The organism is Sinomicrobium oceani (assembly GCF_900119185.1).
GTDB lineage: Bacteria > Bacteroidota > Bacteroidia > Flavobacteriales > Flavobacteriaceae > Sinomicrobium > Sinomicrobium oceani.
The window spans coordinates 38204-62278 of the sequence record NZ_FPJE01000003.1 but is presented as its reverse complement, the minus strand read 5'-3'; the positions used below and the strand labels follow the sequence as shown (position 1 = coordinate 62278).

Annotated in this window: 19 protein-coding genes; 6 read left to right on the top strand and 13 right to left on the bottom strand. The window is 46.2% G+C overall.

Annotation, left to right across the window (positions count from 1 at the left end; genetic code table 11):
- Window positions 1-193 precede the first annotated feature (193 nt).
- Window positions 194-2173 (top strand): calcineurin-like phosphoesterase C-terminal domain-containing protein, encoded by a 1980-nt coding sequence (locus BT112_RS03295; protein WP_072315947.1) that lies wholly within the window; start codon window positions 194-196, stop codon window positions 2171-2173.
- 149 nt (window positions 2174-2322) lie between these two features.
- Here BT112_RS03295 and BT112_RS03290 read toward each other — a convergent pair whose 3' ends face one another.
- The 6 genes from BT112_RS03290 to BT112_RS03265 form a co-directional block, all read right to left on the bottom strand.
- Entirely contained in the window at window positions 2323-2592 is a 270-nt protein-coding gene (locus BT112_RS03290) for an EamA family transporter (RefSeq protein ID WP_072315946.1), read from the bottom strand.
- 23 nt (window positions 2593-2615) lie between these two features.
- Entirely contained in the window at window positions 2616-3107 is a 492-nt protein-coding gene (locus BT112_RS03285; protein ID WP_072315945.1) for a MarR family winged helix-turn-helix transcriptional regulator, read from the bottom strand.
- An 18-nt stretch (window positions 3108-3125) separates the two neighbouring features.
- On the bottom strand, window positions 3126-3749 hold the full coding sequence (locus BT112_RS03280; protein ID WP_139275985.1) for a hypothetical protein: 624 nt from the start codon (window positions 3747-3749) through the stop codon (window positions 3126-3128).
- Window positions 3750-4078: 329 nt separating this feature from the next.
- The gene (locus BT112_RS03275) at window positions 4079-6184 is read right to left on the bottom strand and encodes an alpha-L-fucosidase (protein WP_083564769.1); all 2106 of its coding nucleotides are present in this window, start codon (window positions 6182-6184) and stop codon (window positions 4079-4081) included.
- A gap of 264 nt (window positions 6185-6448) precedes the next feature.
- Window positions 6449-7879: a Gfo/Idh/MocA family protein gene (locus tag BT112_RS03270; RefSeq protein ID WP_083564768.1), complete on the bottom strand. Its 1431-nt coding sequence runs from the start codon at window positions 7877-7879 to the stop codon at window positions 6449-6451.
- A 16-nt stretch (window positions 7880-7895) separates the two neighbouring features.
- Entirely contained in the window at window positions 7896-8711 is an 816-nt protein-coding gene (locus tag BT112_RS03265; protein ID WP_245776976.1) for a 3-keto-disaccharide hydrolase, read from the bottom strand.
- A gap of 226 nt (window positions 8712-8937) precedes the next feature.
- Here BT112_RS03265 and BT112_RS03260 point away from each other — a divergent pair, with 226 nt between their 5' ends.
- Complete coding sequence (locus BT112_RS03260; RefSeq protein WP_072315942.1) at window positions 8938-9411, top strand: hypothetical protein; 474 nt, start codon at window positions 8938-8940, stop codon at window positions 9409-9411.
- Here the strand turns inward: BT112_RS03260 and BT112_RS03255 are convergent.
- Window positions 9368-9991 (bottom strand): TetR/AcrR family transcriptional regulator, encoded by a 624-nt coding sequence (locus BT112_RS03255; RefSeq protein WP_072315941.1) that lies wholly within the window; start codon window positions 9989-9991, stop codon window positions 9368-9370. The two genes, BT112_RS03260 and BT112_RS03255, sit on opposite strands and share 44 nt — an antisense overlap.
- Window positions 9992-10155: 164 nt before the next feature.
- On the opposite strand from BT112_RS03255, the gene BT112_RS03250 reads away from it, so the two are divergent.
- The 3 genes from BT112_RS03250 to BT112_RS03240 all read left to right on the top strand — a co-directional run bounded on the left by BT112_RS03250 (window position 10156) and on the right by BT112_RS03240 (window position 13299).
- Window positions 10156-11592: a spondin domain-containing protein gene (locus BT112_RS03250; RefSeq protein WP_245776975.1), complete on the top strand. Its 1437-nt coding sequence runs from the start codon at window positions 10156-10158 to the stop codon at window positions 11590-11592.
- Between the two features lie 65 nt (window positions 11593-11657).
- Window positions 11658-12323, top strand: a complete 666-nt coding sequence (locus BT112_RS03245; RefSeq protein WP_072315940.1) for a peroxiredoxin family protein — start codon at window positions 11658-11660, stop codon at window positions 12321-12323.
- Between the two features lie 115 nt (window positions 12324-12438).
- Window positions 12439-13299, top strand: a complete 861-nt coding sequence (locus BT112_RS03240; protein ID WP_072315939.1) for an AraC family transcriptional regulator — start codon at window positions 12439-12441, stop codon at window positions 13297-13299.
- A gap of 143 nt (window positions 13300-13442) precedes the next feature.
- Here BT112_RS03240 and BT112_RS03235 read toward each other — a convergent pair whose 3' ends face one another.
- The 5 genes from BT112_RS03235 to BT112_RS03215 form a co-directional block, all read right to left on the bottom strand.
- Window positions 13443-14102 carry an SDR family NAD(P)-dependent oxidoreductase gene (locus BT112_RS03235; RefSeq protein WP_072315938.1) on the bottom strand — a complete coding sequence of 220 codons (660 nt, stop codon included), beginning with the start codon at window positions 14100-14102 and terminating at the stop codon, window positions 13443-13445.
- Between the two features lie 124 nt (window positions 14103-14226).
- Window positions 14227-15114 (bottom strand): helix-turn-helix domain-containing protein, encoded by an 888-nt coding sequence (locus BT112_RS03230; protein ID WP_072315937.1) that lies wholly within the window; start codon window positions 15112-15114, stop codon window positions 14227-14229.
- Between the two features lie 114 nt (window positions 15115-15228).
- Window positions 15229-16722: a TolC family protein gene (locus tag BT112_RS03225; protein ID WP_072315936.1), complete on the bottom strand. Its 1494-nt coding sequence runs from the start codon at window positions 16720-16722 to the stop codon at window positions 15229-15231.
- A gap of 20 nt (window positions 16723-16742) precedes the next feature.
- On the bottom strand, window positions 16743-19904 hold the full coding sequence (locus BT112_RS03220; RefSeq protein WP_072315935.1) for an efflux RND transporter permease subunit: 3162 nt from the start codon (window positions 19902-19904) through the stop codon (window positions 16743-16745).
- Between the two features lie 109 nt (window positions 19905-20013).
- Complete coding sequence (locus BT112_RS03215) at window positions 20014-21225, bottom strand: efflux RND transporter periplasmic adaptor subunit (protein ID WP_083564767.1); 1212 nt, start codon at window positions 21223-21225, stop codon at window positions 20014-20016.
- Window positions 21226-21543: 318 nt separating this feature from the next.
- Here BT112_RS03215 and BT112_RS03210 point away from each other — a divergent pair, with 318 nt between their 5' ends.
- Complete coding sequence (locus BT112_RS03210) at window positions 21544-23616, top strand: DUF3857 domain-containing transglutaminase family protein (protein ID WP_072315934.1); 2073 nt, start codon at window positions 21544-21546, stop codon at window positions 23614-23616.
- Window positions 23617-23754: 138 nt separating this feature from the next.
- Here BT112_RS03210 and BT112_RS03205 read toward each other — a convergent pair whose 3' ends face one another.
- A complete protein-coding gene (locus BT112_RS03205; RefSeq protein ID WP_245776974.1) occupies window positions 23755-24069 on the bottom strand; it encodes a winged helix-turn-helix transcriptional regulator in 315 nt (104 codons plus the stop codon).
- Between the last annotated feature and the right edge of the window lie 6 nt (window positions 24070-24075).

The following is a 24075-nucleotide window of genomic DNA, read 5'->3' as shown; positions in this document are numbered from 1 at the left end:
TTGAGTTACTGAGTTCATGGATATGCGATTAATAGGTTACCTGGTGTATGACCGGATTCGATGACTGACAGCAAATAAACGGAAGTCAGCTTGGAGAAATAATATTAAAAAAAGGTATCGGGTTAATAGGGTATTACAGATAAGATAAGCAAATACCCGTTAACCCGATAATTAAACAACTGAAAAAAAACAGATGAAACAATCCAGAAGAAATTTTATACGAATAGGAAGTTTAACCACCCTTGCAGGCCTTAGCGGTGTAAGTTTCGGGCTTACCGGGTGTCAGGACGATGATTCACAGGAGATCATCAATGAACTTCGAATTACCAAAGTCTCCCTTCCTTCCAGCCTCAATATCATGGCAGGAGGAGATTTTACACTCAGCGGAAAAGGATTTGAGGAAGGGGACCAGATAGAACTTGCGGCACTTTCGGACGATACTACCGTCTTTCAAATACCCGTAGCGACCATTACAGAACAGTCCGTTACCTTTCCGGTTCCGGAGACCATAAACTCCGGCGGATACCGCTTGACGGTGATCCGGGGTACCAAAAGCCTTTTACTTGGTGCTGTCCTTCTCAACGTCGTCCCGGTTACCGACCTGCCGGATATCGAAGGGATGACCGTCAAAGGCCTGGTTTACAGTGATGGAAAAGGAATTCCTGGTGTGGTTGTTTCCGATGGCTTTGAAGTTACCCTTACCGACGAGAAGGGACGTTACTACCTGCCTTCACAGAAAGAAACAGGATTTGTCTTTATTTCTGTTCCGGGAAATTATGAAGTAGCCACTACCGGAAATGCCCCTCAGTTTTTTAAACGCCTCGGAGGCCGTGTAAATACGGTAGAACAAAAAGACTTTTCCCTGATCCGGACGGACAATGAAAAACATGTAGTGATCTCCATGGCCGACTGGCACCTGGCCAACCGCAATAACGATCTCGAACAATTTACCGGCACCATACTACCGGACGTAAATGCCACCATAGACCAGTATGCAGCCGACGGTACCCGGGTATATGTGCTGACCCTCGGTGATCTCACCTGGGAACTGTACTGGTATGAGAACAACTTCGGTCTTAACGATTATATCCCGTATATGAACAGGCTTAATGCCCCTGTTTTTAACCTGATGGGGAACCACGACAACGACCCTTACTATGCTGACGACTGGCAGGCCGAAAACAAATACCGCGATATCATAGGCCCGACCTACTATTCGTTTAACCTCGGAAAGGTGCATTATATCGTACTCGACGATGTGGAATACCTGAACAGCGGAGGAACCGAAGGAACCGTAGGAAGCCGTAATTATAATGAAAAAGTGATCCGCGACCAGATCGAATGGCTAAAAAAGGACCTCGCGACGATTACCGACAAAAATACGCCGATCGTATTGGCCACGCATACACCGGTGTACCGGAACCCTACGCTTGACGAAAGCGGAAACCAGGTCAACCGGCTGGCACTTGAAAACGGACAGGAACTGATCAACTGTCTCTCCGGTTTCTCCACAGTTCATGTCCTTACCGGACATACACATATCAACTATACTGTCGAAGACCAGGTATCGGTTATGGAGCATAATACGGCAGCAATTTGTGCTACCTGGTGGTGGACCGGCAGAAACGGATATGCAGGCAACCATATCTGCAAAGACGGCAGCCCTGGAGGATATGGTATCTGGAAGATCAACGGAAACGATATACAATGGTCGTATAAAAGTGCCGGATATCCCGAAAATTACCAGTTCCGGGCTTATGACCTGAACAGTGTACAGATCACCGCCGCCGAGTTTGCACCAAAAGCTACAGAAGATGCCATGGCTGTTTATGCAGGGACTTATGCACAGCCCAACATAAACAACGAGGTATTGATCAACGTCTGGGGATATGACAGCAAGTGGAAGGTGGAAATCCGGGAGAGCGGAAAACATCTCGAAGTCAAACGTGTGGAGGCTCTCGATCCCCTGCACATCGTTTCTTATGAAGCTTTCCGCCTGAATGCAGGAGCCACACCTACAGGGGCTTTTGTAACTACAAAAACTGCTCATCTGTTCAAAGCAAAAGCATCGGCGCCGGACACCACCCTGGAAATCAGGGTTACCGACCGCTTCGGAAATACCTATACCGAAGAAATGATACGGCCTAAAGCATTTAGCCTGGATATGAAGTAGCCACCCGAAAACCTCTCGCTATATAATAAGAGGCTGAATTCTAATTGAGGCAGCCTCTTTTTATTCGGATAGGTTAAAGAAAAGCGATAAAAAAGTACGGCTATAGGCGTCAGGGACATCAATAACGAATAATATACAGGAGTGGTATATTACAGGGCCAGGGCAAACAGTAACTGTGTGGCTATAAATCCGAAAAAGCCACCTACTACAAGAATAAGCAAATCTTTGGGTATTACTTTTTCTTTTGGCATAAAAGAACCCACTGCCCAGAAGACTATAGCTCCGAACAACATCCGCATCAGCGTATAGCCGGACGGCGTAATCCACTCCGGTATCAGCGCCTTGGTAACCGGAATACTCAATCCGAAAGTAATCTCCGCAGCAATAATTGCCAGGTGTCCCTGAAATTTTCTGTTCATTTTCTCTTTTCGTTTGAACAGTTCTACGGCATATATTTCTTTAGGTTTCGCTCCGATCGCTCCCGGAAATCGGCTTCTCCGATATTTTTTTCCAGAATTTCCAACTGATCGAGGATGATTGTCTGCTGCTCCATAATTTCTTTCAGGGCATCGTTTCCAGCCTCCCAGTACAATTCGAGTTCCGGCAACTTTTCCAAGGCTTTACGCGACAATGTCAGTTGAAACTTCCGGTGGTCGTCCTTATCCCTGACGGAATCGACATACCCCTTCTTCTTCATTTTATTGACCAGTTGTACGATAGCAGGATGTGATAAACGCAAGGCATCGGCCATTTCCATCACGGTCAGTTTTTCATGCTTTTTCAATAACAAAAAAATCATATGCCAGTTGGGTTCTATCTCCAGGCCGTGATCCCGATAATATTGTTTGGTGGTGTAGATGAACGAGTCACTAAGCCTTTTCAAACGGCCGGTAAGCCCCGAATAGCCCATGGCTATCAAAAAATCTTCATCCATATTTTATATATTTGAGTATTAAAACTGATACAACCGTTCTCCGCGATCGCCACGGTGCAACGGGCTTTTTTTCCGTTTTCTGTACATGTCTTTCAGCTTTCTCCACCATACTGCGAAAGGATGCTTTTCTCCTCCGTAAGGAGCGCGATACAAGGCATACATCAAGGGCTCGGTATCGAGATGTACAAAACCTATACGAAAAGCGCCGTATTCGCGTATCAGGAGTTCTTCCGGAATACCCCGATCCCTGCCTTTGCCAACCAAAATAATACGCTTCAGGTCAAATTTCTCAAATATTTTTGCCACCGAATGTCTGAAACCTTCTGCAATAACCTCTCGCTCTGTGGTTAAAGACCCGGACAAGTGAAGCGATACACAGGCCTCCGAACCTTCACGGATACCGGTGACCCTTATGAAGCCGACAGACCGGTCATCATACTGCCATAGCAACTGATAAACCATATCATTGACCGCCTTATGCGGCAGTACAGGCCTATCCATATCACAAAACATTTCGGCCATAGCACGTCCTGTTTGCTGTTCTCTTTCATCGCATTCCGAAAAAAACAAAGCGGTAGCGGTTTCTATATCGGGTGCACAAAGCTCCCTGATCGTAATTCCTGAGATTTTTTGTCGCTCCATGATCATCATTCCAATATTTTAAAGTTTCATAAACAACTATTTCCGGTTCATTACCCGGTCGGACCATTTACGTAAGCACTTACGCAAATGTATAAAAAAACGTAAGCACTTACATAAAATTACATGCATTTAACGTTACTTTAATCCTGAACCATCGTAAACTACACAACAACAAAACCTTAACAAAAAAAGAGGCTGTCTAAAAAGTCAAGGCAGCCTCATTTTTATTCGGGTAGGTATCCGAGAAAAATCTCAAATACGCAAATCTCAGGGGGTTGAAAAAACTTTTTAGACGCCCTCTTTTTTTATTTTTGTATTCAGCATAACCTCTAAGGGGTAATCACATCGATCTCGGCATACCCCATATTACGGTCTCCTTCCGTATTTTTTTCTGCACGTAGCTTGATATAACGCGCTTTGACAACCGGAAAGTTTTTGGTTTGCCACAAGGGATTGTTCCTGATATTGGAAAATTCTCCCTGATCCGTTTTTCTCCAGTTTTTGTTATCTACCGAAGTGTAAAACACGTAATCGGTAATGATTCCCGGGCTCCAGATACTTTGGTTGGGCAGGTAACGGAAACCGTTTATTTCCTGTACTTCGCCAAGATCGACAACGAGATCAACGGGTAATTTACCGTCTTTTCCATGGTTCCACGCCGTTTGCGGATCTCCGTCGAGAACTACCTGTGCTTTTTCATCGTCTACCCCTACTATCTTCCATGACTTACGTGAGATTCCGAATTTTTCTTCTGTTACCGGACTGCTTTTGCCGGAAGCCCGGGCATAGGCCATTGCCCTTACTTCTATTTTTCCGTCTCCGGTAGTAATGGGACCGGTATATTTTTCGGAATCCGGTGTCGGCGTACTGCCATCGAGGGTATAATATATTTCGGACTCCTTATCCCCCGGAATAATCGTTACCTTCCCCGATTTCCCGCGGATCACCGAAGGAGGTGTCAATAGCTGCGGGGCGTCATAGACCGCAATGTTGGAAATTACCGGGTTACTCTTAGCCCCTGTAATATTAAAACGCAGTTTAGTAGCTTCTACGGTAGGGAAGCGAAGTATCCTTTTATAGCCTATGGTGGTTTCTTCCGCCAGTTGCTGCCATTGATCATCGATCAGGGCTTCGATAGTAAAAGATTTAACCCTCTGCCCCAGACGGATGTATTCCTGTGCCATAAAGCGGTTGAATCTTGTCGGTTTCCCGAAATCTATGGTCAGTGATGCCGTATCGACCCCATCATCCGTAGCCCAATACGTTTCCCCATCATCATCAAGGGCCTTCTCCGGACCGTAAGCCTTGCTGTTACCACGAATATTGGTAGCTTCACTTTGGACATTTTCGGCCAGGTTTACGGCAAAAGCTTCTTTTACGGCTGCTGCAAAATCCAGTACGGCTTTTTCGTCTTTTTCGTGGATCAGGCCATTGGGCATAATCGGGAAATTAAGTAATAATGTAGCATTACGTCCTATGGAATGATAATAGGTATCCATGAGCTGTGGCAGGGTCTTTACCTTACTGTCCTCTGCAGGATGATAGAACCATTCGGGACGGATGGAGGTATTCACTTCACCCGGCACCCATGAATCGCCGTCCTCCAGCCCGTGCATCAGCATATCTTCGGGTACATCGCCGGTAGCATTGAGCAGGCTCCAGTTCGTTTTCCCTACATATCCGCCCTCGGTTCCTACCCAGCGCAGATCGGCACGATCTCCGTTATCGTTCCAGATCACGATATCCGGTTGCAGTTCACGAACCAGTTTATAAGTGTTTGGCCAGTCGTAATAGGTTTTGCGATCGATCTTTCGTGTTTCGTTTGCTCCCCCGTAATATCCGGATCCTCCGTTGGCCCCGTCAAACCAGACTTCGAATATATCTCCGTAATTGGTGAGCAGTTCGGTCAACTGGTTACGAAAATAAGTGATATATTCCGGCCTTCCATATTCGGCATAATTGCGGTCCCAGGGAGAAAGGTAGACCCCGAATTTCAGTCCGTATTCTTTACAGGCATCAGCCATTTCCCTGACTATATCGCCCTTTCCGTTCTTCCAGGGTGCGTTTTTCACCGAGTATTCCGTATATTCCGAAGGCCAGAGGCAAAATCCGCTATGGTGCTTGGCCGTAAGGATCACCCCTTTCATTCCGGCTCCTTTACAGATACGCGCCCACTGACGGCAATCGAGTTTCTCCGGATTGAAAAGGTTGATATCTTCATCCCCAAATCCCCACGATTGATCGGTATAGGTATTCAGGGAAAAATGGATAAAAGCATAATATTCCATTTCCTGCCACCGTAACTGGTTTTCATTCGGTACCGGGCCGTAAGCCCCGGGAGGTTTCACATCTTCGTTGCAGGAAATGAACAGCAGTCCTGCCAGACACATCACCCCGGCAATAGAGGTGAGTTTTAGTGCTTTTTTTAATTTCATTCTATTTATAAAACTGAACTCATTTAAACTTTTTTAACAGAAGCGAAAAATAGCAATTTTTGCCCCACAGGCAGGCTTTTTTGAGTAACATAGCAGCGCTACGTTGCGAGAAAAAGACAATCTGTGGGGCAAAAAGGGCATTTTGCAGCCAATTAAGGAAAGTTTAAACGAGTTCACTATATTAATACCCGGAAGGTATATTTTTCAGCCTTTTTTACAAGGTTATTCAGCCACTCCAATAATGACTTCTTCTAATCAATACTATTAAAAACTCCTGTAATCACCGGCGAGATATACATTGGCTTTATCTTCTCTGAACCTTGCTTTTTCGGCATCCCAATGCAGTGTTTCCCCCGGAAAACGCCCGGCTATAGTTCCCAACAGTATGGTTTCGGTCAACCTTGCGGCATAATCGAACGGCGCTGTGCATTCTCCCTTACCCAGGCAGGCATCTACAAACTGGTGGTAGTGCTTCGGGCCTTCGGTACCATAATTGCGGACAGGCTCACCGAGCTTGTGCTTTTTGGATACTTTTGCGATTTCTCCGGAAATATCTACATATTTTCCGTTGACGATCTTTCTGGGCAACTGCATAAAATGAGGCAACAGCAAGCGTCCCTTCTCCCCGATGAACATGGCACCCTGCTCGGGTAATTCGTTCTCCCCGGCTACTCCGGCATCCAGAGATATCTTGTCTTTCTTTCCCGTTTCCTTACCTTTTTTCTCGGCACTGTCCCCGCTTTCCATACCCGGCAATACCAGGTCTTCATTCATGGCCGGTGCTCCTTCTCCGTCGTACCATATCCATTTCAATGACTCTGCAGTATAATCGGTCCCGGGAAACTCATAGGTTACCTTATTGCGCTCGGGATAACCAAATCCGTTGGTAGGCCTGCACTCCGTCATGATAGTACGGGGCACCCCCAACTGCAGGGCATTATAAGGTGTATCGAAAATATGAACGCCCATGTCACCGAGTGTTCCGCACCCGTAATCCATGAGTTTTCTCCAGTTACCCGGATGGTACATTCCTTCTTTGTAAGGTCGCATCGGAGAGGTTCCCAACCATAAATTCCAGTCGAGCCGTTCCGGCACCGGGTCTTTACCCTCGGGCAAAGGTCCGTCATATCCCCAATTTTTGGGGGACCAGGCATGTACGGTATGAACTTTTCCTATAATTCCCGATTGTATGAGCAATGTAGCCAGTTTGTAATCGTAAAAAGAATGTACCTGAATCCCCATTTGAGTAACCAGTCCTTTGTCGGCAGCCATCTTTTTCATGGCACGTGACTCGGAAACGTAATGGGTAAGTGGCTTCTGGCAATACACAGGCTTGTCCATCTCCATAGCCAGCATCGATGCCGGGGCGTGGGTATGATCGGGTGTGGATACGATAACGGCATCGATCTCATTACCCATTTCTTCGAGCATGGTGCGATAATCGGAGAATGTACGTGCGGCAGGATGGCTCTTATGAGCTTCTGCCAGGTAAACGGCATCCACATCGCATAACGCCACGACATCTACGGACGGATGGGAAGCAATAGCTTTAAGATCTTCATTTCCCATATTTCCCACCCCGATATGGGCAGTTCTAAGACGTTTGCCGTCCCGGACAGCATGTAATAAGGAAGGTGCCAGCATGATACCCAGGGCACCGGCACCGGTTGTTTTCAGAAATTCGCGTTTGTTCATCATCAGTAGTGGCGGGTTATAATTTTTTGATCTTTATGTTGCGGAACCAGATAGGACTGGAATGATCCTGCAGGGCGATAAATCCGGTTTTATACTTTCCGTAATCCGGACTGTTTTTCCATTTGTCGGAATTTTTCTTTTCATACCAGGCTTCATCCCAGGGGACAAAAGACAACAGCAGTTTTCCGTTCAGCCAGTGTTCTACCTTCTCCGGCGTAAAAACGATCCTGGAGCTGTTCCACTCCCCTACAGGATATAATATCTTATCGGGATTCGGAGGGTGCATGGCATAATCGGCCCCGGTCTGTTGCAAAGGTTTTAATTCCTCCGGTTTATCCGTATAACCAAGACTGGTGTTATATGCGGTAAGGTCGTGGATACGGGCATAGTTTTCATCGTCTATAAGCTGATATTCGGGAGCGACTACCGGTGGGCCGTCATAGCCTTCTTTTACGTGGTAGAAAATACCGCTGTTACCTCCTTCCGGGATCTTCCATTCCAGGTATAATTCGAAATTATCAAATTCTTCCGCTCCGTAAATAATATCTTTTCCACCGGTATAATTCTGCTCCAGTCCGAGTTCGGTATCAAAGGTCAGGGTACTGTCTTTTACCGTCCATCCCGGCGGCAATGAGTCCATATTATAACCACGCCACCCTTCGGTGCCGGTGCCGTCAAATAAGTATATCCATTCGGAATCTACGGATTTGCTCCCGGTTATTTTTTCTTCTTTGGCCGTTTCTTTTTTGGCATCGGTTTTACAGGAAAAAGCAACGACAGCAACGGCCAGCAGTGCAAGCTGTTTCATGCCCTTGTACGGTTTAATCTTCATTTCGGATAGTTATTAGTTTGAGTTTAATGTGTTTAATATTCTGTTTCGCTACCCTGCCCTAAACACAACAGGTGGTATTGCGTACAAGATACATAAAAATACGCATTTGAAAAGTAAGCACTGCCGAAGCTTATGAAGAGAAAACACAGCTTTTGCCACCGGAACACAGGATAAGGTTATTACAGCCATTGTTTGCACAAAAATATAGCCGAAAAACATGCTTGTTATGCATAAAAGTGTTTGGGAGATCTACATGTATCGCCATTCCGTAACCATAAATTGTGCCGTAACAGAGAGGAGTTCGGGCTCGATGAGTTCCGGGAACGGTGGCGGCACGTACCATTTTCCGGGTCTTTACAGAAAAGCAGCCAACCATCCCGAACCCGGGACAACGGTAATACCCTATCCGTCTGTAACGACCGGCATACTCATGTTCGCGGGAAACATTTGGTTTTCGGACGGCACGACCTGTATTGACCTATATTCCGGCAAAGTCTTATTGACATCAAAAAATAATAGTTCAGGACGTTTGTTCATCGGAACAGATCTGGATGATGCTTCGGAAGCGGTTTTGATAAGGGCTACCGAACATGCCCATGCCGGTATTGTATTTCCGATAAATGTCCTGCGATCGGAAATCATTAAATACAGTATGTTTAAAAAATATTATAATCAGAATGTTTTCTTAATGACCGAATAAAAAAACGTAGGCTGTCCGTGTATTGTCCAAACAGCTGATCATCCGTATCCAGCTTTCGGAGACCGCGGACCCCTTCAAAAGAACTCACCAGGAAAGTCGCGACAGATTCCGCATGAATATCGGGCCTTACCGAGCCTTCGCGGAGCCCCCGTTGCAAAACATGAATAATAGCTGCACGCCACTCCGTGATAATTTCCTTTAATGCGCTCTGCAAAGGTTCGTTTTCGCCCGCCACTTCATTAATGAGGTTATTCAGCGGGCAACCCAATCGTTTTTCTTCTGCCGAAAAATGAAGTAATCTGGCGGAAAAGGTATTTTCCAGAAGTTCAAGCGCTTCTCCCTCACCGTACAAAGGCCTGATCATATTCATATAGATCCTTTCGTGCAATACCTCTGAGATCATCTTTTCAGTCAATACCTGCTTATTCTCAAAATGATGATAAAAAGCTCCTTTGGACAATCCGGTCTCTTCCATAATAGCCGAAGGGGTCGTACGGTAATATCCCTGCCTGTAAATCACCCGGAAAGCACGCTCTGCAATAGTCTTTTGGGTCAGTTTCGATTTTTCATCCTGTTTCATGGCTTCATATCGTATAGGTTGGTGCAATTTGTCGTGGGATATACAGCCTGCAAAATACTGTGATTACCGCTGTAAAATTACAAAACATTTCTAAAAGAATGTTTTATGATATATTTGTAGAAATTGTTCTTTGAAATACAGCTTTACAAATCAGTCAGGATTTGATGGAGAATCACAATCCGGGAAATATGTTCATGGAACAGGGTGCTTTTGTCATTGTCCCGAAGAGCGGACTACAGCATCTTTGCCGAACACAAATGTTATATAAAGATCCTATTAATTCTCAATACCTGAAAAAGATGAAAAAACATGCGACATTATTTCCCGCCCTGTGCGCCTTTGGTATGATCTTCCTTACCGCCTGCGATAGCGATGATGACGGAGCCCCTCTCACGGCAGATCGTACGCTGACCATAGAAAACGTACTGGATGCAAAACCCCTTGTACAATCCGGAACATTTGCGAATACCGGAGACCTTCCGGTCTACCTTCCCGGAGAATCTTTCAGTTTACGGTTTTCTGCCGGAAAAGGACAAACTTTGAGTTTTGTAACCATGTACGGCTGGTCCAACGACCTGTTCTTTGCTCCTGAAAATCCGGGGATATCCCTGTACGACAACGACGGAATGCCCATAGAAGGTGATGTTTCCGGACAGATCAGACTCTGGGATAACGGCACCCGGATCAATCAGCATCCGGGCGCCGAAGTGATACATCCGGGAACTGCGGAGTCCTCACCACAGCCCGTTACGGAAATCACGGGTACGGATACACAGGGAAACACCTATGTTTCCGCATCGGAACTGATGAACGTGGAACTGCACTATGAAGGGAATTCTGTTTTTACGGTAACCGTTACCAATACTTCCGGAGACACGGCAAACCCTACGCCGTTCAGCCCGGGAGTCTGGGCCGTATCCTATATCGCCGGCGGGGAGTTACTGGATCCGGCACCGCTTTATCAAAACGGTATTCCTGCGGCAAACGGAATTACCGATGTGGCGGAAAACGGAGATCCTTCTGCCCTATCCGGCTATACCGGGAACAGGACCGGAATATTCACCCCGCTTTCCCCTATACTGGTGGTGATATACAATGGTATATCCAATCCGGTTTACGAGATCGGCGCGTATGATGCAGAACACGGTCTGAGCCAACTGGCCCAGACAGGTGATGCCGGCACCCTGTCCGATTATCTCCAAGGGCTGCAGGGGGTAAAATCGGTTTACATACTGTCCGCCGAAGGTTCCGATATTCTCCTTCCTGGTAATGACGAACAGCCGGGCGGTAAAGTGTCTCAACAACTCCGCGTATCCGACAGAGACAAAATTGCCATGGCAACGATGTACGGATTTTCAAACGATTGGTTCTTTGCTATAAAAGGCGATATTGATGCTGCACAAACAGGAGATATTTCCTCTCGTTTCGGCTTGTTTGATAATGGTACTGCTGTCGATCAGTTCCCCGGGGCCGGCCATAACCAGGTAAACCTGGGCGGAGTGATCAGTCCGGAAAACAAACCCATATCCGAAGTCCCCAACCCCAATCCTTTTACGACCCTGCCTGCAACTGAGCTGATTATTAAGGCTACTATTCAATAACAGAAAAAACAATCACCTGAGTGTTCCGGTATCCCCCGGAGGCCTCTTAATTCAAACGATAAAAAATGAATACTATCAAAATGACCTTACTGGGATTATCCCTTTGCCTGGGCGGACTGAGCCTGCAGGCACAAAACAAACCCTCCGAAGGGAATGGATCTTCAACCCGAATGGTCATGGCTCCTGCCATGCCGGAGGACATCAGTCCGTTACTGGTAGGCGAAAAAGTCCCTGCCATGCAATTGCCCGATGCCAACGGTACGATGCAAAATGTCAATGCGCTTATCAAGGCCAAACCCACCATACTTGTTTTTTACCGGGGGGGCTGGTGTCCGTATTGCACCAAACAATTATCCGGTTTGCAGGAAGCCAGGGAAAGCCTGGAAAAAATGGGGTATAAACTACTGGCTATCAGCACGGACAGCCCCGAGAAACTGTCGGAGACCATGGGAAAACAAACTCTCGATTACACCCTATTGTCCGATGCGGATCTCAACGTAACACGGGCTTTCGGAATCGCCTTTCAGGCCCCCGGAGGATATCATAATTTTCTACCTCAGAGTTCCGGTGGAAAAAATACCGCGCTGCTACTGCCCGTTCCCTCCGTCTTTATCCTCGACAGGAACGGAATTATCCTGTTTGAACACATCAATCCCGATTTCAAACAAAGGATCAGTTCCGATATGCTGATTTCTGTTGCACAGGCCCTACGGCAAACATCGCAAATGTAATGTGCATATATAAGATATTTTTACCAAAACCGGTGCAAGCAGAAGCAGGTACCGGTTTTGACATGTGAAATTCATAAACAAACTGATCCGACCACATAAATCCTCATCAGAACGCATGCAATTGGAATACAGAGAACAAAAAACGGACGGACGGTTCGTCATGTATTGTCATTCGGAAAAATTGAAAGGCAACGGTATCCGGGATAGTATCCATACCTACAACACCTTTGTCAGGAACAAAGGCAAGGCACAAACCGTGTGGCTCGACGAGACCCCATATCACTTCCCGGCGCAGACCGTGTTGCCGTTGATGGGCAACCAGCATTTCCGGTTTGAGCATCCGGAATCGCTTGTTGGCTGGGCCTTTAACCGGGATTTTTATTGTATTCTCGACCACGACCAGGAGGTGGGCTGTGTCGGTTTTTTATTTTACGGTGTCCGCAGCCCTCTTTTTATTTCACTTACAGCTAAAGAAGAGGAAAACTTCAATACGCTGGAAAACATTCTCATTGACGAGTTTGAAGAATCTGATAATTTTAAGGGGGAGATGTTGCGCAGTCTGTTGAAACGGCTTATTATAAAAACTACGAGACTGGGAAAAACCCAGACCGATACCTATCATCATTTTCCGGATCATAAACTCGATCTGATTCGCCGGTTTGCACTATCCGTAGAAATTCATTTCCGGCAACAGCACGAAGTTAAATTCTACGCGGAGGCGTTGCATAAATCCCCGAAGACTTTGTCCAACCTGTTTGCTTTATACAAACAACCGACACCTTCTGAAATAATACATAACCGTATTATACTGGAAGCCAAACGCCTGTTTTTATACACGGATAAAAGTGCCAAGGAAGCAGCATTCGAACTGGGATTTGCGAACCCGGAGCATTTCAGCCGTTTCTTCAAGAGCAAAACCGGTTTCAGCATTACCGATTATAAAAAACAGGGACCGAAAAAACCGGCTATATTATAGCTTTTCGGAAAGCATTCGCTCCATGTTTCCTAATGACATTGATCATCAAGGAGTCACGATGCAGGCATCCTTGCCTTCAGACATCAGGGAAACACCCCGATACCTCCCGGGCAAAAGTATCCTCCCAAGTGCAATACCTATCTTTACCTGATCAGTGCAATGAATTCGTCTTTGATTTCATCGCAGATCATAACCGAATTATGTGTACAGTTTTTCAGCGCTACGGGATCGAAACTGTGAATGGATATTTTGGAAGGAATAAATTCTTTGCATTGTAAATGCGTGTACATATTTAGCGCTGCCTTGGAAGTGGCATAAGCAGTAAGGGAATAATCGTAGTAGCAGAATTCTTTGTCTTTCATCTTATTGATATCCCCCAATGCACTGGTGACGTTAATAATTCTCGGGTCTTCGCTTTGCTCCAGCAGGGGTTTCATCAACTGTATGATTTTTATCACGGCAAAGAAATTCACCTCGTACAGTTCTTTGATCTCTTCTATCTTCAGATGATCTATCTTGTGCCCGAAACCATTGACAATCTCGGCGTTATTGACGAGCAGGTCGAGCTTTCCGAAAGACGACTTCAATTGATGTTTCAATGCGGACAAACGCTCCCCGGAAGTAAAATCGGTCTCCACGAGCTCGTATCCGCGTATACTACTCCCTTCTTCCGATAGCCGGTCATAGCTTTTGCCCGAAGCGGCAAGAACCACTTTATAATTATAATTCAACAGAAGATTAGCCAATGCTTTCCCCAAACCATTTCCTGCTTCAGTCACCAATGCTACTTTATTTTCTTCCATAACCTACTCCTTATTTAATGATACAAATTTACCAAATGTCTTTCCAAAAAGAGAAACATTCCGGTTGTTGTGAATTAATTGGTGTAATGTTCTTCAACATATATTGTGTTTTAGTTTTGCGGTGCTATGATTTCCTGAATTGGTTGGGTGTCGTCCCGCTTAGTTTTTTAAAAAACCTGGTAAAATGCGTAGGTTCCTGAAAATTGAGACGGTGTGCAATTTCTGCAATATCCAGCCCGGAATATTTCAGGAGGGTTTTGCTCTCTACCAGCAATCGCTCGTTGATAATATCTTTGGCACTTTTCCCGGTGAGCTTTTTTATCGTAGTGGTCAGGTAATTGGGCGTAATATGAAGCTGGTCGGCATAATCACTCACATTTTTGGTATCTACATACATTTTATCGACGAGCACTTCAAACTTATTGGCAATGACCTGGGAGCGGGACAAATGGTTTTCCGTCGTTTTGTTCCTTTCGAAAATGGCCTTGCAGAAATACAGCAAGGTTCCCAGCATCCCCTCCAGCATCTTTTCCTGGTACGGGTGCGGGTTTTCAGCTACGGAATGGATCCGTTGCATATCGAACAACAGGGACTGATGTTCCTCTTTTGTCAGGGCGAGCGTGCTTTTTTCGGAAATTTTTAAAAACGGGAAGTCATTCACCAGGTTCGAAAAAGAGCTTCCGAGAAATTCTTTTTTAAACACGATGAAAAATCCTTTCATATTCTTATCCCTGACCCAGGAAAATACCTGTCCCGGAACGACGAACAACAGCGGATTTTCCCGCAGGTCCAGCATATCGGTATTCAGATTAAACTCGGTGTTTCCGAAATCGCACAACAACCCTATCTGATAGAATCCCTGCCGGTAGGGAGCCATGCATCGTCTTGCAGCGGGCTCCAGACTTTCGGCCGTAAACACATCAAAACCGGGGATATGGCTCCTTCTCGGGGAGCCTATTGCTTCATAAAAAGCATCAAACGTTTCAAAAACCGGAATATCAGCCTTATTCATTAACACTATCTATATCTGCTTTAATTTGTCTTTTGAAGACGAATCCACCGAACCTCGGAAAATAATCTGCCTTGCAGCCCGAAAAAACCGGTTTCCGGGTGCTGCTTTACAAAGTTATTTATTTAAAGAGGAATCATTCTTATGATTTTCAGAAAGTTTCATCGTCTCAAATTTTGTATTCAGTTCTTCTTCGGTAATAATTTCCCATCCCCCGCCTAAAGCTTTGTAGATGGCAATCAGCGAAGTTGCCGAGGATATTTCGCTTATGGCCAGGGAATTTTCTGCCTGCAACAGGGCATTGTCGGCACTCAGGTAATCGATAAAATTATCCAGTCCGGCATTGAACCGCTGCTGGGCAAATCGTGCCGCTTCGGCGCTGGCCCGGGAAGAGGTTCGTAATATTTCCCGTCTCCGGAGTTCGTTTGTATAGTTACTCAGGGAGGTTTTTATTTCCCCTAACCCTTCCAGGACCACTTTTTCGTATTGACTTAAAGCGGCCAGTGCTTTAGCGTCATCCCTTTTGATCTGCTGTCTTACCCGCCCGAGATTGAAAGCTGCCCAGCTGATACTCGGAAAAATATTCCAGGTAAAGGATTCCTTGCTCCCGAAATTAGAAAAATCTACAGCAGAGAACCCTATGGAGCCTCCAAAACGGATTTGGGGATAGAGCTCAGCCACGGAAATATTATATTGTGCAATATGTTGCTGTAATACAGCCTCAGCTTGTCGAACGTCGGGTCTTCTCCGCAACATATCGCTGATATCCCCCAGAGCTACTGATGCGGGTAAACTCGGCAAAGGCTGTTTGTTGACCACAGCATCATCGAGGTTACCCGGCACTTCACCGGTAAGGACACTCAGGCTGTTCTTCAGGGCTTCGATTCTCGCTTGTAACGGGGGGATGCTCGCCCGAGTAGTTTCCAGTTGGGCAAGGGCCCTCGACTCGTCCAGGCTGTTACTGGTTCCGGCCTCCGATAATTTCACGGTAAGGTCGTAGGTCTCCTGTTGTCCCTTCAGGTTTCTGCGGGCGATATCGAGCAGGTACTGGGTCCCCCGGAGTTCGAGGTAATATGTGGCTACTTCCGCAAAAATACGTACATATACACCATGCATATCTGCCAGGGCCAGTTTTTGACCGGCATAAGCTCCTTTGATCCGGTTAGACACCCTTCCGAAGAGATCGGCCTCCCAGAAAGCATCGAACCCGGCACTATAGGTGCTGTATGTCGGGTTCATACCGGGCACAAAGATATTCTCTCCCATACGGGTCCTGGAGAATTCTCCGCGCGACGTTATGGTGGGAAGACGGTCCCATTTTGTTTCCCGGAGTACGGCACGTGCCGCCCTGAAATTGGCTACTGCCGAATTGATATCCAGGTTATGCCGTCTCGCCCTCTCGATCAGCGTATCCATAACGGGATCATTAAACTCCGACCACCACGCAGTCACTATCGCTGCATTTTTAAACGCGGAATCCGCCAGTTCCTTTTTCAGAAAATCCTCCTTCACGGAAATCCTGCTTTTCGTGTTGAAGTCTCTCTTTTGTACGGTACAGGAAACCACAAGTAACACCAGGCCAACTGCTATCCAATTTTTTATCTGTTTCATCACTCTGTCTTTTGTTCGTTTTACTGTTTCGCTTCGGCTGTGCGGGTTTCTTTTTTTCGTAAACTCCATTTTCTTCCGAGGTAATAGAATACCGGAGTAAGAAATATCCCGAAAATCGTCACACCGAGCATTCCGCTGAATACGGCTATCCCGAGAGAAACCCTGAGTTCTGCTCCTGCACCTGTAGCCAGTGCAAGAGGCACTACCCCCAGGATAAATGCCATAGCTGTCATAAGAATAGGCCGCAACCTGAGTTTTGATGCTTCGATAACCGCTTTTTTCAATGGCATTCCCTGTTCTTCCAGCTGTTTGGCAAATTCGACGATCAGGATAGCATTCTTACTGGCCAGTCCTACCAGGACCACCAGTCCGATCTGTACCATGATGTTATTATCGAGTCCGGCAAGATCGATCCCCAAAATCGCAAACAGCAACACCATCGGTACGATAAAGATCACTGCAAGCGGTAAGATCAGACTTTCAAACTGGGCCGCCAGAAGCAGGAAGACGAAGACTACAGCCAGCAAAAATGCTATACCCGCTGTGTTCCCGGCTTGTTTTTCCTGGTAGGCAATTTCCGTCCATTGAAACGAAACACCCTGCGGTAAAATTTCCGCTGCCAGTTCTTCCATCCTTTCCAGGGCCTGCCCCGAACTGTATCCCGGGGCAAAATCACCGTTTAACGAAGCGGACGGATACAGGTTGAACCTCGGTATTCTGGAAGCGCCCGAAATATCTTCCTGACGGGAAATTGTTCCCAAAGGGACCATTCCGCCTTCCTGGTTCCGTACCCTGATCTTCGACAGGTCATCGGGTGTCAGGCGGTTGGGAGAATCGGCCTGTGCCGTAACCTGGAATGTTCTCCCGAGGTAATTGAATTCGTTGACAAAAGCGGATCCCATATAGATTTCCAGGGACTGAAAAATATCCTGTACATCAATTCCGAGTTTCTCAGCCTTAACACGATCTATATCCAGAAACAATTGCGGGGTCTGGTTATTGAAAAAGGTAAATACATTACTCAGCACCGGATCTTCATTGGCTGCCATGGCCAGGGCATGTGTAGCCTCCAGCAGTTTTTCCGTACCCAGGTTGGCCCTGTCCTGCACCATCATTTTGAACCCTCCTGCATTTCCGATCCCACTTACCGACGGGGGAGGTATTACCAGCACCATGGCATGATCTATCGCAGCCATTTTTCCGCGGACCGTGGCCATAAGGTCGTTATACGCTATTCCCTTGTCATTTCTGACGTCAAAATCGTCGAGTACCTGGAAGATCACCGCGGCATTGGAGGCGTTAGTGAAAGACGTAGGGTCAAAGCCCGTAAAGGAAATGGCATTGGCTATACCATCGGTATCCATGGAAATATCCAGTACCTCTTTGACCACATCATCGGTCCGCGACAAGGAAGATCCCGGCGGTAGCTGCACGACCGTAATAAAATACTGCTGGTCCATGGCCGGGATAAACCCTTTGGGAACCTTGTTGAACTCGATCCCGGTAAACAGGATCAGCCCCAGGTACACTACCATGACCATTGCGGCCGTCCTCACCAGTTTCTGAACGGCTTTTCCGTACCTGTCGGATAAGCGTTCCATAAAGGTATTAAAAGCATTACCGACAAAAACAAAGGGCCTGAGCAACAGGAATGTTTTCTTATCGTGTGCACGCTCTTCATGCCGCATCAACAAGGCTGCCATAGCCGGACTTAGGGTCAGGGACACGAATACGGAAATTGCGGTAGCCACTGCAATAGTCATCCCGAATTGTTTGTAAAACTGCCCGGAAATTCCTTCGAGAAATGCCGTCGGGATAAAAACCGCTATCAGTACCAGGCCTATCGCGACCAGGGCTCCCCCTACTTCATCCATGGTTTTAAAAGCTGCTTCCCGGGGCGAAAAGCCCTGGCGAAGGTATCGCTCCATGTTCTCTACAACCACAATGGCATCGTCCACAACAATTCCGATAGCCAGTACCAGCCCGAACAGGGTCAGGTTATTCAGGGAGAACCCTATGGCCTGCATAACCGCAAACGTACCTATGAGGGATACGGGAATAGCCAGGATAGGGATGATTGCCGCTCTCCAGGATTGCAGGAACAACAGGATAACAAAGATCACCAGGATGACCGCTTCAAAAATAGTATGATAGACCTCATCTATGGATTTCTGAATAAAACTGGTCGGGTTGTAGGCGATCTCATATTTCAGGTCCTCCGGAAAATTCTTGGAAAGTTCTTTCATCCTGGCCTGAATTTCTCCCGCCGTTTCCAGGGCATTTCCCCCGGGCTGCTGGAAAATAGGCATAGCTACAGCCGGCTTCTTCCCCAGGTAGCCCCTTGTGGTATAATTCTGCGCACCGAGTTCCGCTCTTCCGACATCTTTTAACCGTACGATACGGCCATTGTCTTCCGCCTTGACGATGACATTTTCAAACTGCTCCGTCGTTACCAGTTTTCCCTGGGTTTGTATGTTTACTTCAAAAGCAGTCTGACTTCCGGAAGGCAGGGTATTCAGGGTACCGCTGGCAATCTGCACATTCTGTGCCCTTAATGCGGTCACTACTTCGGCTGCGGTGATATCCAGGTTCGCAATTTTATCCGGGTCCAGCCAGATCCGCATGGCGTATTCCGCCGCTCCGAAAAGCTGTATGTCTCCGATACCCTTTATACGGGCCAGCTCGTCTTTCAACTGAAGTACGGCATAATTCCCCATATAGGTTTGATCATAGGTATTATCAGGGGAATACAGGTTGACGACCATCAGGATATCTGGCGATACTTTTTTGGTAGTGATCCCCAATCTGCGTACCGATTCGGGCAGCCGGGGTTCTGCAATAGCCACCCTGTTCTGTACCTGCACCTGGGCTTTGTCCAGATCGGTCCCGAGCTCAAAAGCGATCTGAAGGATAACCCGGCCGTCCGCCGATGACTGTGACGTCATATAGATCATATCTTCCACACCATTGACTTCTTTTTCGATAGGTGCGGCTACTGTTTCGGACAAGGTTTTGGCATTGGCGCCGGGATAAGTAGCGACAACTTCTATGGTAGGCGGAGCGACATCGGGAAACTGCGATGTCGGAAGGGAAACATAAGCCAATCCTCCGACAATGAGTATCAACACACTCAATACTGCCGCGAAAATCGGTCTTTTGATAAATAGATGGCTAAATTTCATTATTAAAATCTGTTTTTAAGTTTGGACAACAGAAGCCCCCGCTTCCTTTATACCGGGTATGGCAAAAGGAAGCTGACAACTGTATTCGGTCTGAAAAATCTATGGTGTCCTATTGTGCCGAAGCCAGATCGGACGACTTCATGGTGATTGTTGTTTTCTGAGGATTTACCACGATCCCCGGTCTTATTTTCTGCAGGTTGTTCATAATAAGCCGATCTTCGGGAGCGAGACCTTCGCGGACAATACGGAGTCCGTTGGCATGCAGAGGCCCGAGTGTCACATTTTTAATGGCTACTTCATTAGCTGTATTGAGGACATACACATAACGCAGGGACTGGTTGGTTCCTATAATTTCGTCGGGGATCATCAGGGCCTCGTGCTCATCACTACCGGCAATCCTGGCTTTTCCGAACATCCCGGGTTCCAGCAGGTGGTCTTCGTTCTGCAGCACGGCGCGGCTTTCGATGGTACCGGAACGACTGTCTATTTCGTTATCTACAAAATCGAGTGTAGCTTCGTGTACAAAACCATCTTCATCGGCCAGACGGATATACACAGGGAAATCTTCGGTACGTGTCTCTCCCCGCTTCCCGTTTTTGGCAAGCCTGGCGTATTTGAGATGATCGGATTCACTCCCCGTAAAGTAAAAGTGTATGGGGCTGGTAGCCACGATGGTTGTCAATAGCGTAGAATTGGCACTTCCACCGTCAATAAGGTTGCCTTCGTTGATTTTGTCCCGGCTCACCAAACCGGAAATCGGAGCTTTGACCTCCGTAAATTCCAGGTTGAGTCTGGCGTGGTCTACTTTGGCCTGTGCCAGTTCCAGACTCGCTCTTGCATGGGCCAGTGCCTGCTTTCTGCGATCGTATTCTTCCGTGGACACCGCCCCTGTTTCTCTCAGAGATTCCACCCGGTTATAGTTGTCTTCCGTGGTTTTGAGCGTGGCCATAGCTTGGTTATAATTCGCCGTGGCCTGGTTCAGTTCAATTTGAAAAGGTCTTTGGTCGATGATAAACAATACCTGACCTTTTTCTACGATCTGCCCATCGGTAAAGTTCACCTTTTCCAGAAAACCACTGACACGGGCACGTACTTCCACCCTATTACTGGCTTCGAACCTGCCGGTATATTCGTCCCATTCGGTAATTTTGTCAAATACCGGAAGGGCCGTCTCCACCTGCATCACAGACGATGCTTCCTGCCCGTTGTTTTTGCTCTGATCATCATGTGTAGGGGCAAATGCTACGATTACCAAAATGATGACTATTCCTGTCATGGCAAAAAGGCCAATCTTTCTTGTACTCCAATTAAATTTCATCATCTTAAAATTATATTACGTTATTTTTACATGGCAAATGTACTGCCACAGCTCTCCTGAGGGCTAACCATTATTTTTTGAAAAATGATCAAAATCTAATATTTGAGGGTAAACAGCATAAAATCCGGCGAGGAAACCCTTGTTTCAGGTATCGGAAACTCCGGGACAACCTGCACTAAAACTATGGTATTAACTTCCTGCCACCGGCCAAGACCATTGATGCTCCGATCAGAAACAGTTCTTCTTTATGTATGGTAAACCGGAAGATGTATCAGAGTTTTTTCTATCTTGCACGACTGTAAATAACTTTTAACCACACACGTGAAATCTTTATTCCTAACCTGTTCCCTTACATTTTTCTTTGTTTTTCATTTGTTTTCCCAGGTACACACTTCCGAAAAACCACATTGGGTAAAACAGCAGTCTTATGAAACAGATCCCGACATCGATCTCGAAGAGGTTTCCGAGGGGTATGCTATTCTCATGTTTAATCAGCAGACACATATTCCTGAACAAAAAAATTACTACAGGAGGGTCTATAAAATATTTGAGAATGCGGGTGTACAATCGGCATCGGATATCACAGCCAATTACGACCCTACATACCAGACCCTCGAATTCCATGAGATCTCCGTCATCAGGAAAGGAAAGGTTATAAACAAACTGAATCCCGACCATTTTCAGGTTATCCGAAGAGAAACCAATGCGGAGAATTACCTGTACGACGGCACACTTTCCGCGACCATCAATCTCTCCGATATCAGAGTCGGTGATATTATAGATTACAGCTTGACCATAACGGGCTTTAACCCTATACATAAGGGTATTTTTTCGGGTACTTATCCCCTGAATAACGCGGAGCCCATCGGGAAAATAGCTATAGACATTTTCAGTAACAGGGATCTGGTATATAAAACCACCAATACCGATGTAAAACCGAAGATTACTAAAGAAAGACATTTCAGCAGGTATAGCTGGAACATGCTGAATACGGATAAAATAGAATTTGAAGACAATACCCCTTTCTGGAAATTTACGTTTCAGAACCTTTTCATATCCGAATACAGAAACTGGCAGGATGTCGTCGACTGGGGCGAGGAGGTCTTCAGGGTCAAAGAACCCGTCAGTACGGAAATGCTGGCCAGGATAAAAGCTATCGAAACCGGTTACAGCACACAAGGTGAAAAAATAGCCGCAGTCCTGAACTTCGTACAGGAAGAAGTGCGTTATCTCGGGTTCGAATCGGGGCTGGGAAGCTACAAACCTTTCGCCCCCAACCAGGTCTTCGAACAACGCTACGGAGACTGTAAGGACAAAAGCCTGCTCATGGTCACCATGCTTCGAAAAATGGGAATAGAAGCCTATCCCGTACTTGTCAATACGGCCTTAAAACACAATATCAATGCCGTACTTCCCACACCAACAACCTTTGATCACTGTGTCGTTAAGGTCATCGACGGTGCCGGAAACGACTTGTGGTACGATCCTACCATGACGTACCAGGGAGGTACTTTTGACCGTATTTATTTCCCGGATTATGAATACGGACTTGTATTGAAAAAAGGGAATAAAACTTTGGATTCCATACATTCTTTTTCCAGTAACCTCATCAAAGTCCGGGACGAATACGAACTGGAAGAGATCGGTAAGGGTGCTACGCTTCGGGTTACAACGGTATATCATGAAGGCGAGGCCGATAATATGCGGAGCCTGTTCAAAACCAATGGTATTTCGTCTATTAAAAAACAATTCTCCAACTATTACAAAAATTATTTCGACCATGTTACTGCGCTTGACAATCCTACCTTTGTCGACGACAGTATTAAAAACCGGTTCACCGTACACGAATCCTATAAGCTGGACAGTATATGGTCTCCTATGGAAGGGAATGAAAATACGCTGAGCACCCGTTTTCTGCCTTTGAGCCTTCTCGATATCCTGACACTGCCGGGCGAAAGCCAGAGAAAAAACGAATATAGCCTGTATTACCCCGCTACCAGAATACACGATATCAGGATTAAACTCCCCAACAAATGGGGAATCTCCGATATGGAAAAAAACATCAGTTGCGATGCCTTTTATTATAACGCAAACATAAATTATTTGCCTTCCGAAGATCTTTTAAAGATTCATCATTATTTTAAAAGCCAGAAAAAATATGTTACTTCCGATGAATTTCCTGAGTATGTAAAAAACCTCAAAGAGTTGGATAATAATATGGCGTATCTGCTCTATATCCCTAAAAATTATTCGGTATCCGAGACAAGTTCTTTATCCGGTCTTCCCGCAGTACTATTATTTAGCTTGTTTGTCATAGTGTCCCTCGCCGTTTTAGGAGGCCTGGGAGTTGTTATATATTTTGCGATACGTTCGCTGAATCGCAGTAAAACTTAGGAACTTTTTTTCCTGATTACGGAACCTGATGATGAAACATTTATCGGCTTGCCGGTAACATGTCATATCGATGGTGATACGGAGCATCGGAAAAACCATTCCTGTCGTATATAAAACATGATACCGGTATCGATACGGTTACCTGCCTTTCCCCCAGTGTTCCAGCATTTGCAAAGCCGGGCCCAACCATTCGGTGTCCCGGTGTAACCGGTAGTACACCTCCGGCGGAAAGCCTTTACGTTCTATGCGCTCTATAACACGGTGTTCCTGCATTTGCTGCAATTGTTCCAGCAGCACTTTTTTTGATACCCTGGGCATTTTACGCCATAACCTGATAAACCGTATTTCCTTTTCATGAAAAAGGTGATACAAAATCAGGGGTTTCCATTTGCCGGAAAGTATGTCCAGACTACGTTTTAAACCGCAATCTTCAAACGCTGTGTAATTCATCATCAATGG

Excerpts from the sequence above, each read along its gene's own strand:
- BT112_RS03220 (WP_072315935.1), bottom strand. The coding sequence starts at position 19,904 with ATGAAATTTAGCCATCTATTTATCAAAAGACCGATTTTCGCGGCAGTA.
- BT112_RS03245 (WP_072315940.1), top strand. The coding sequence starts at position 11,658 with ATGAATACTATCAAAATGACCTTACTGGGATTATCCCTTTGCCTGGGC.
- BT112_RS03225 (WP_072315936.1), bottom strand. The coding sequence starts at position 16,722 with ATGAAACAGATAAAAAATTGGATAGCAGTTGGCCTGGTGTTACTTGTG.
- BT112_RS03265 (WP_245776976.1), bottom strand. The coding sequence starts at position 8,711 with ATGAAGATTAAACCGTACAAGGGCATGAAACAGCTTGCACTGCTGGCC.
- BT112_RS03215 (WP_083564767.1), bottom strand. The coding sequence starts at position 21,225 with ATGATGAAATTTAATTGGAGTACAAGAAAGATTGGCCTTTTTGCCATG.
- BT112_RS03290 (WP_072315946.1), bottom strand. The coding sequence starts at position 2,592 with ATGAACAGAAAATTTCAGGGACACCTGGCAATTATTGCTGCGGAGATT.
- BT112_RS03205 (WP_245776974.1), bottom strand. The coding sequence starts at position 24,069 with ATGATGAATTACACAGCGTTTGAAGATTGCGGTTTAAAACGTAGTCTG.
- BT112_RS03285 (WP_072315945.1), bottom strand. The coding sequence starts at position 3,107 with ATGGATGAAGATTTTTTGATAGCCATGGGCTATTCGGGGCTTACCGGC.
- BT112_RS03230 (WP_072315937.1), bottom strand. The coding sequence starts at position 15,114 with ATGAATAAGGCTGATATTCCGGTTTTTGAAACGTTTGATGCTTTTTAT.
- BT112_RS03270 (WP_083564768.1), bottom strand. The coding sequence starts at position 7,879 with ATGAACAAACGCGAATTTCTGAAAACAACCGGTGCCGGTGCCCTGGGT.
- BT112_RS03260 (WP_072315942.1), top strand. The coding sequence starts at position 8,938 with ATGCATAAAAGTGTTTGGGAGATCTACATGTATCGCCATTCCGTAACC.
- BT112_RS03275 (WP_083564769.1), bottom strand. The coding sequence starts at position 6,184 with ATGAAATTAAAAAAAGCACTAAAACTCACCTCTATTGCCGGGGTGATG.
- BT112_RS03280 (WP_139275985.1), bottom strand. The coding sequence starts at position 3,749 with ATGGAGCGACAAAAAATCTCAGGAATTACGATCAGGGAGCTTTGTGCA.
- BT112_RS03235 (WP_072315938.1), bottom strand. The coding sequence starts at position 14,102 with ATGGAAGAAAATAAAGTAGCATTGGTGACTGAAGCAGGAAATGGTTTG.
- BT112_RS03295 (WP_072315947.1), top strand. The coding sequence starts at position 194 with ATGAAACAATCCAGAAGAAATTTTATACGAATAGGAAGTTTAACCACC.
- BT112_RS03255 (WP_072315941.1), bottom strand. The coding sequence starts at position 9,991 with ATGAAACAGGATGAAAAATCGAAACTGACCCAAAAGACTATTGCAGAG.
- BT112_RS03240 (WP_072315939.1), top strand. The coding sequence starts at position 12,439 with ATGCAATTGGAATACAGAGAACAAAAAACGGACGGACGGTTCGTCATG.
- BT112_RS03250 (WP_245776975.1), top strand. The coding sequence starts at position 10,156 with ATGGAGAATCACAATCCGGGAAATATGTTCATGGAACAGGGTGCTTTT.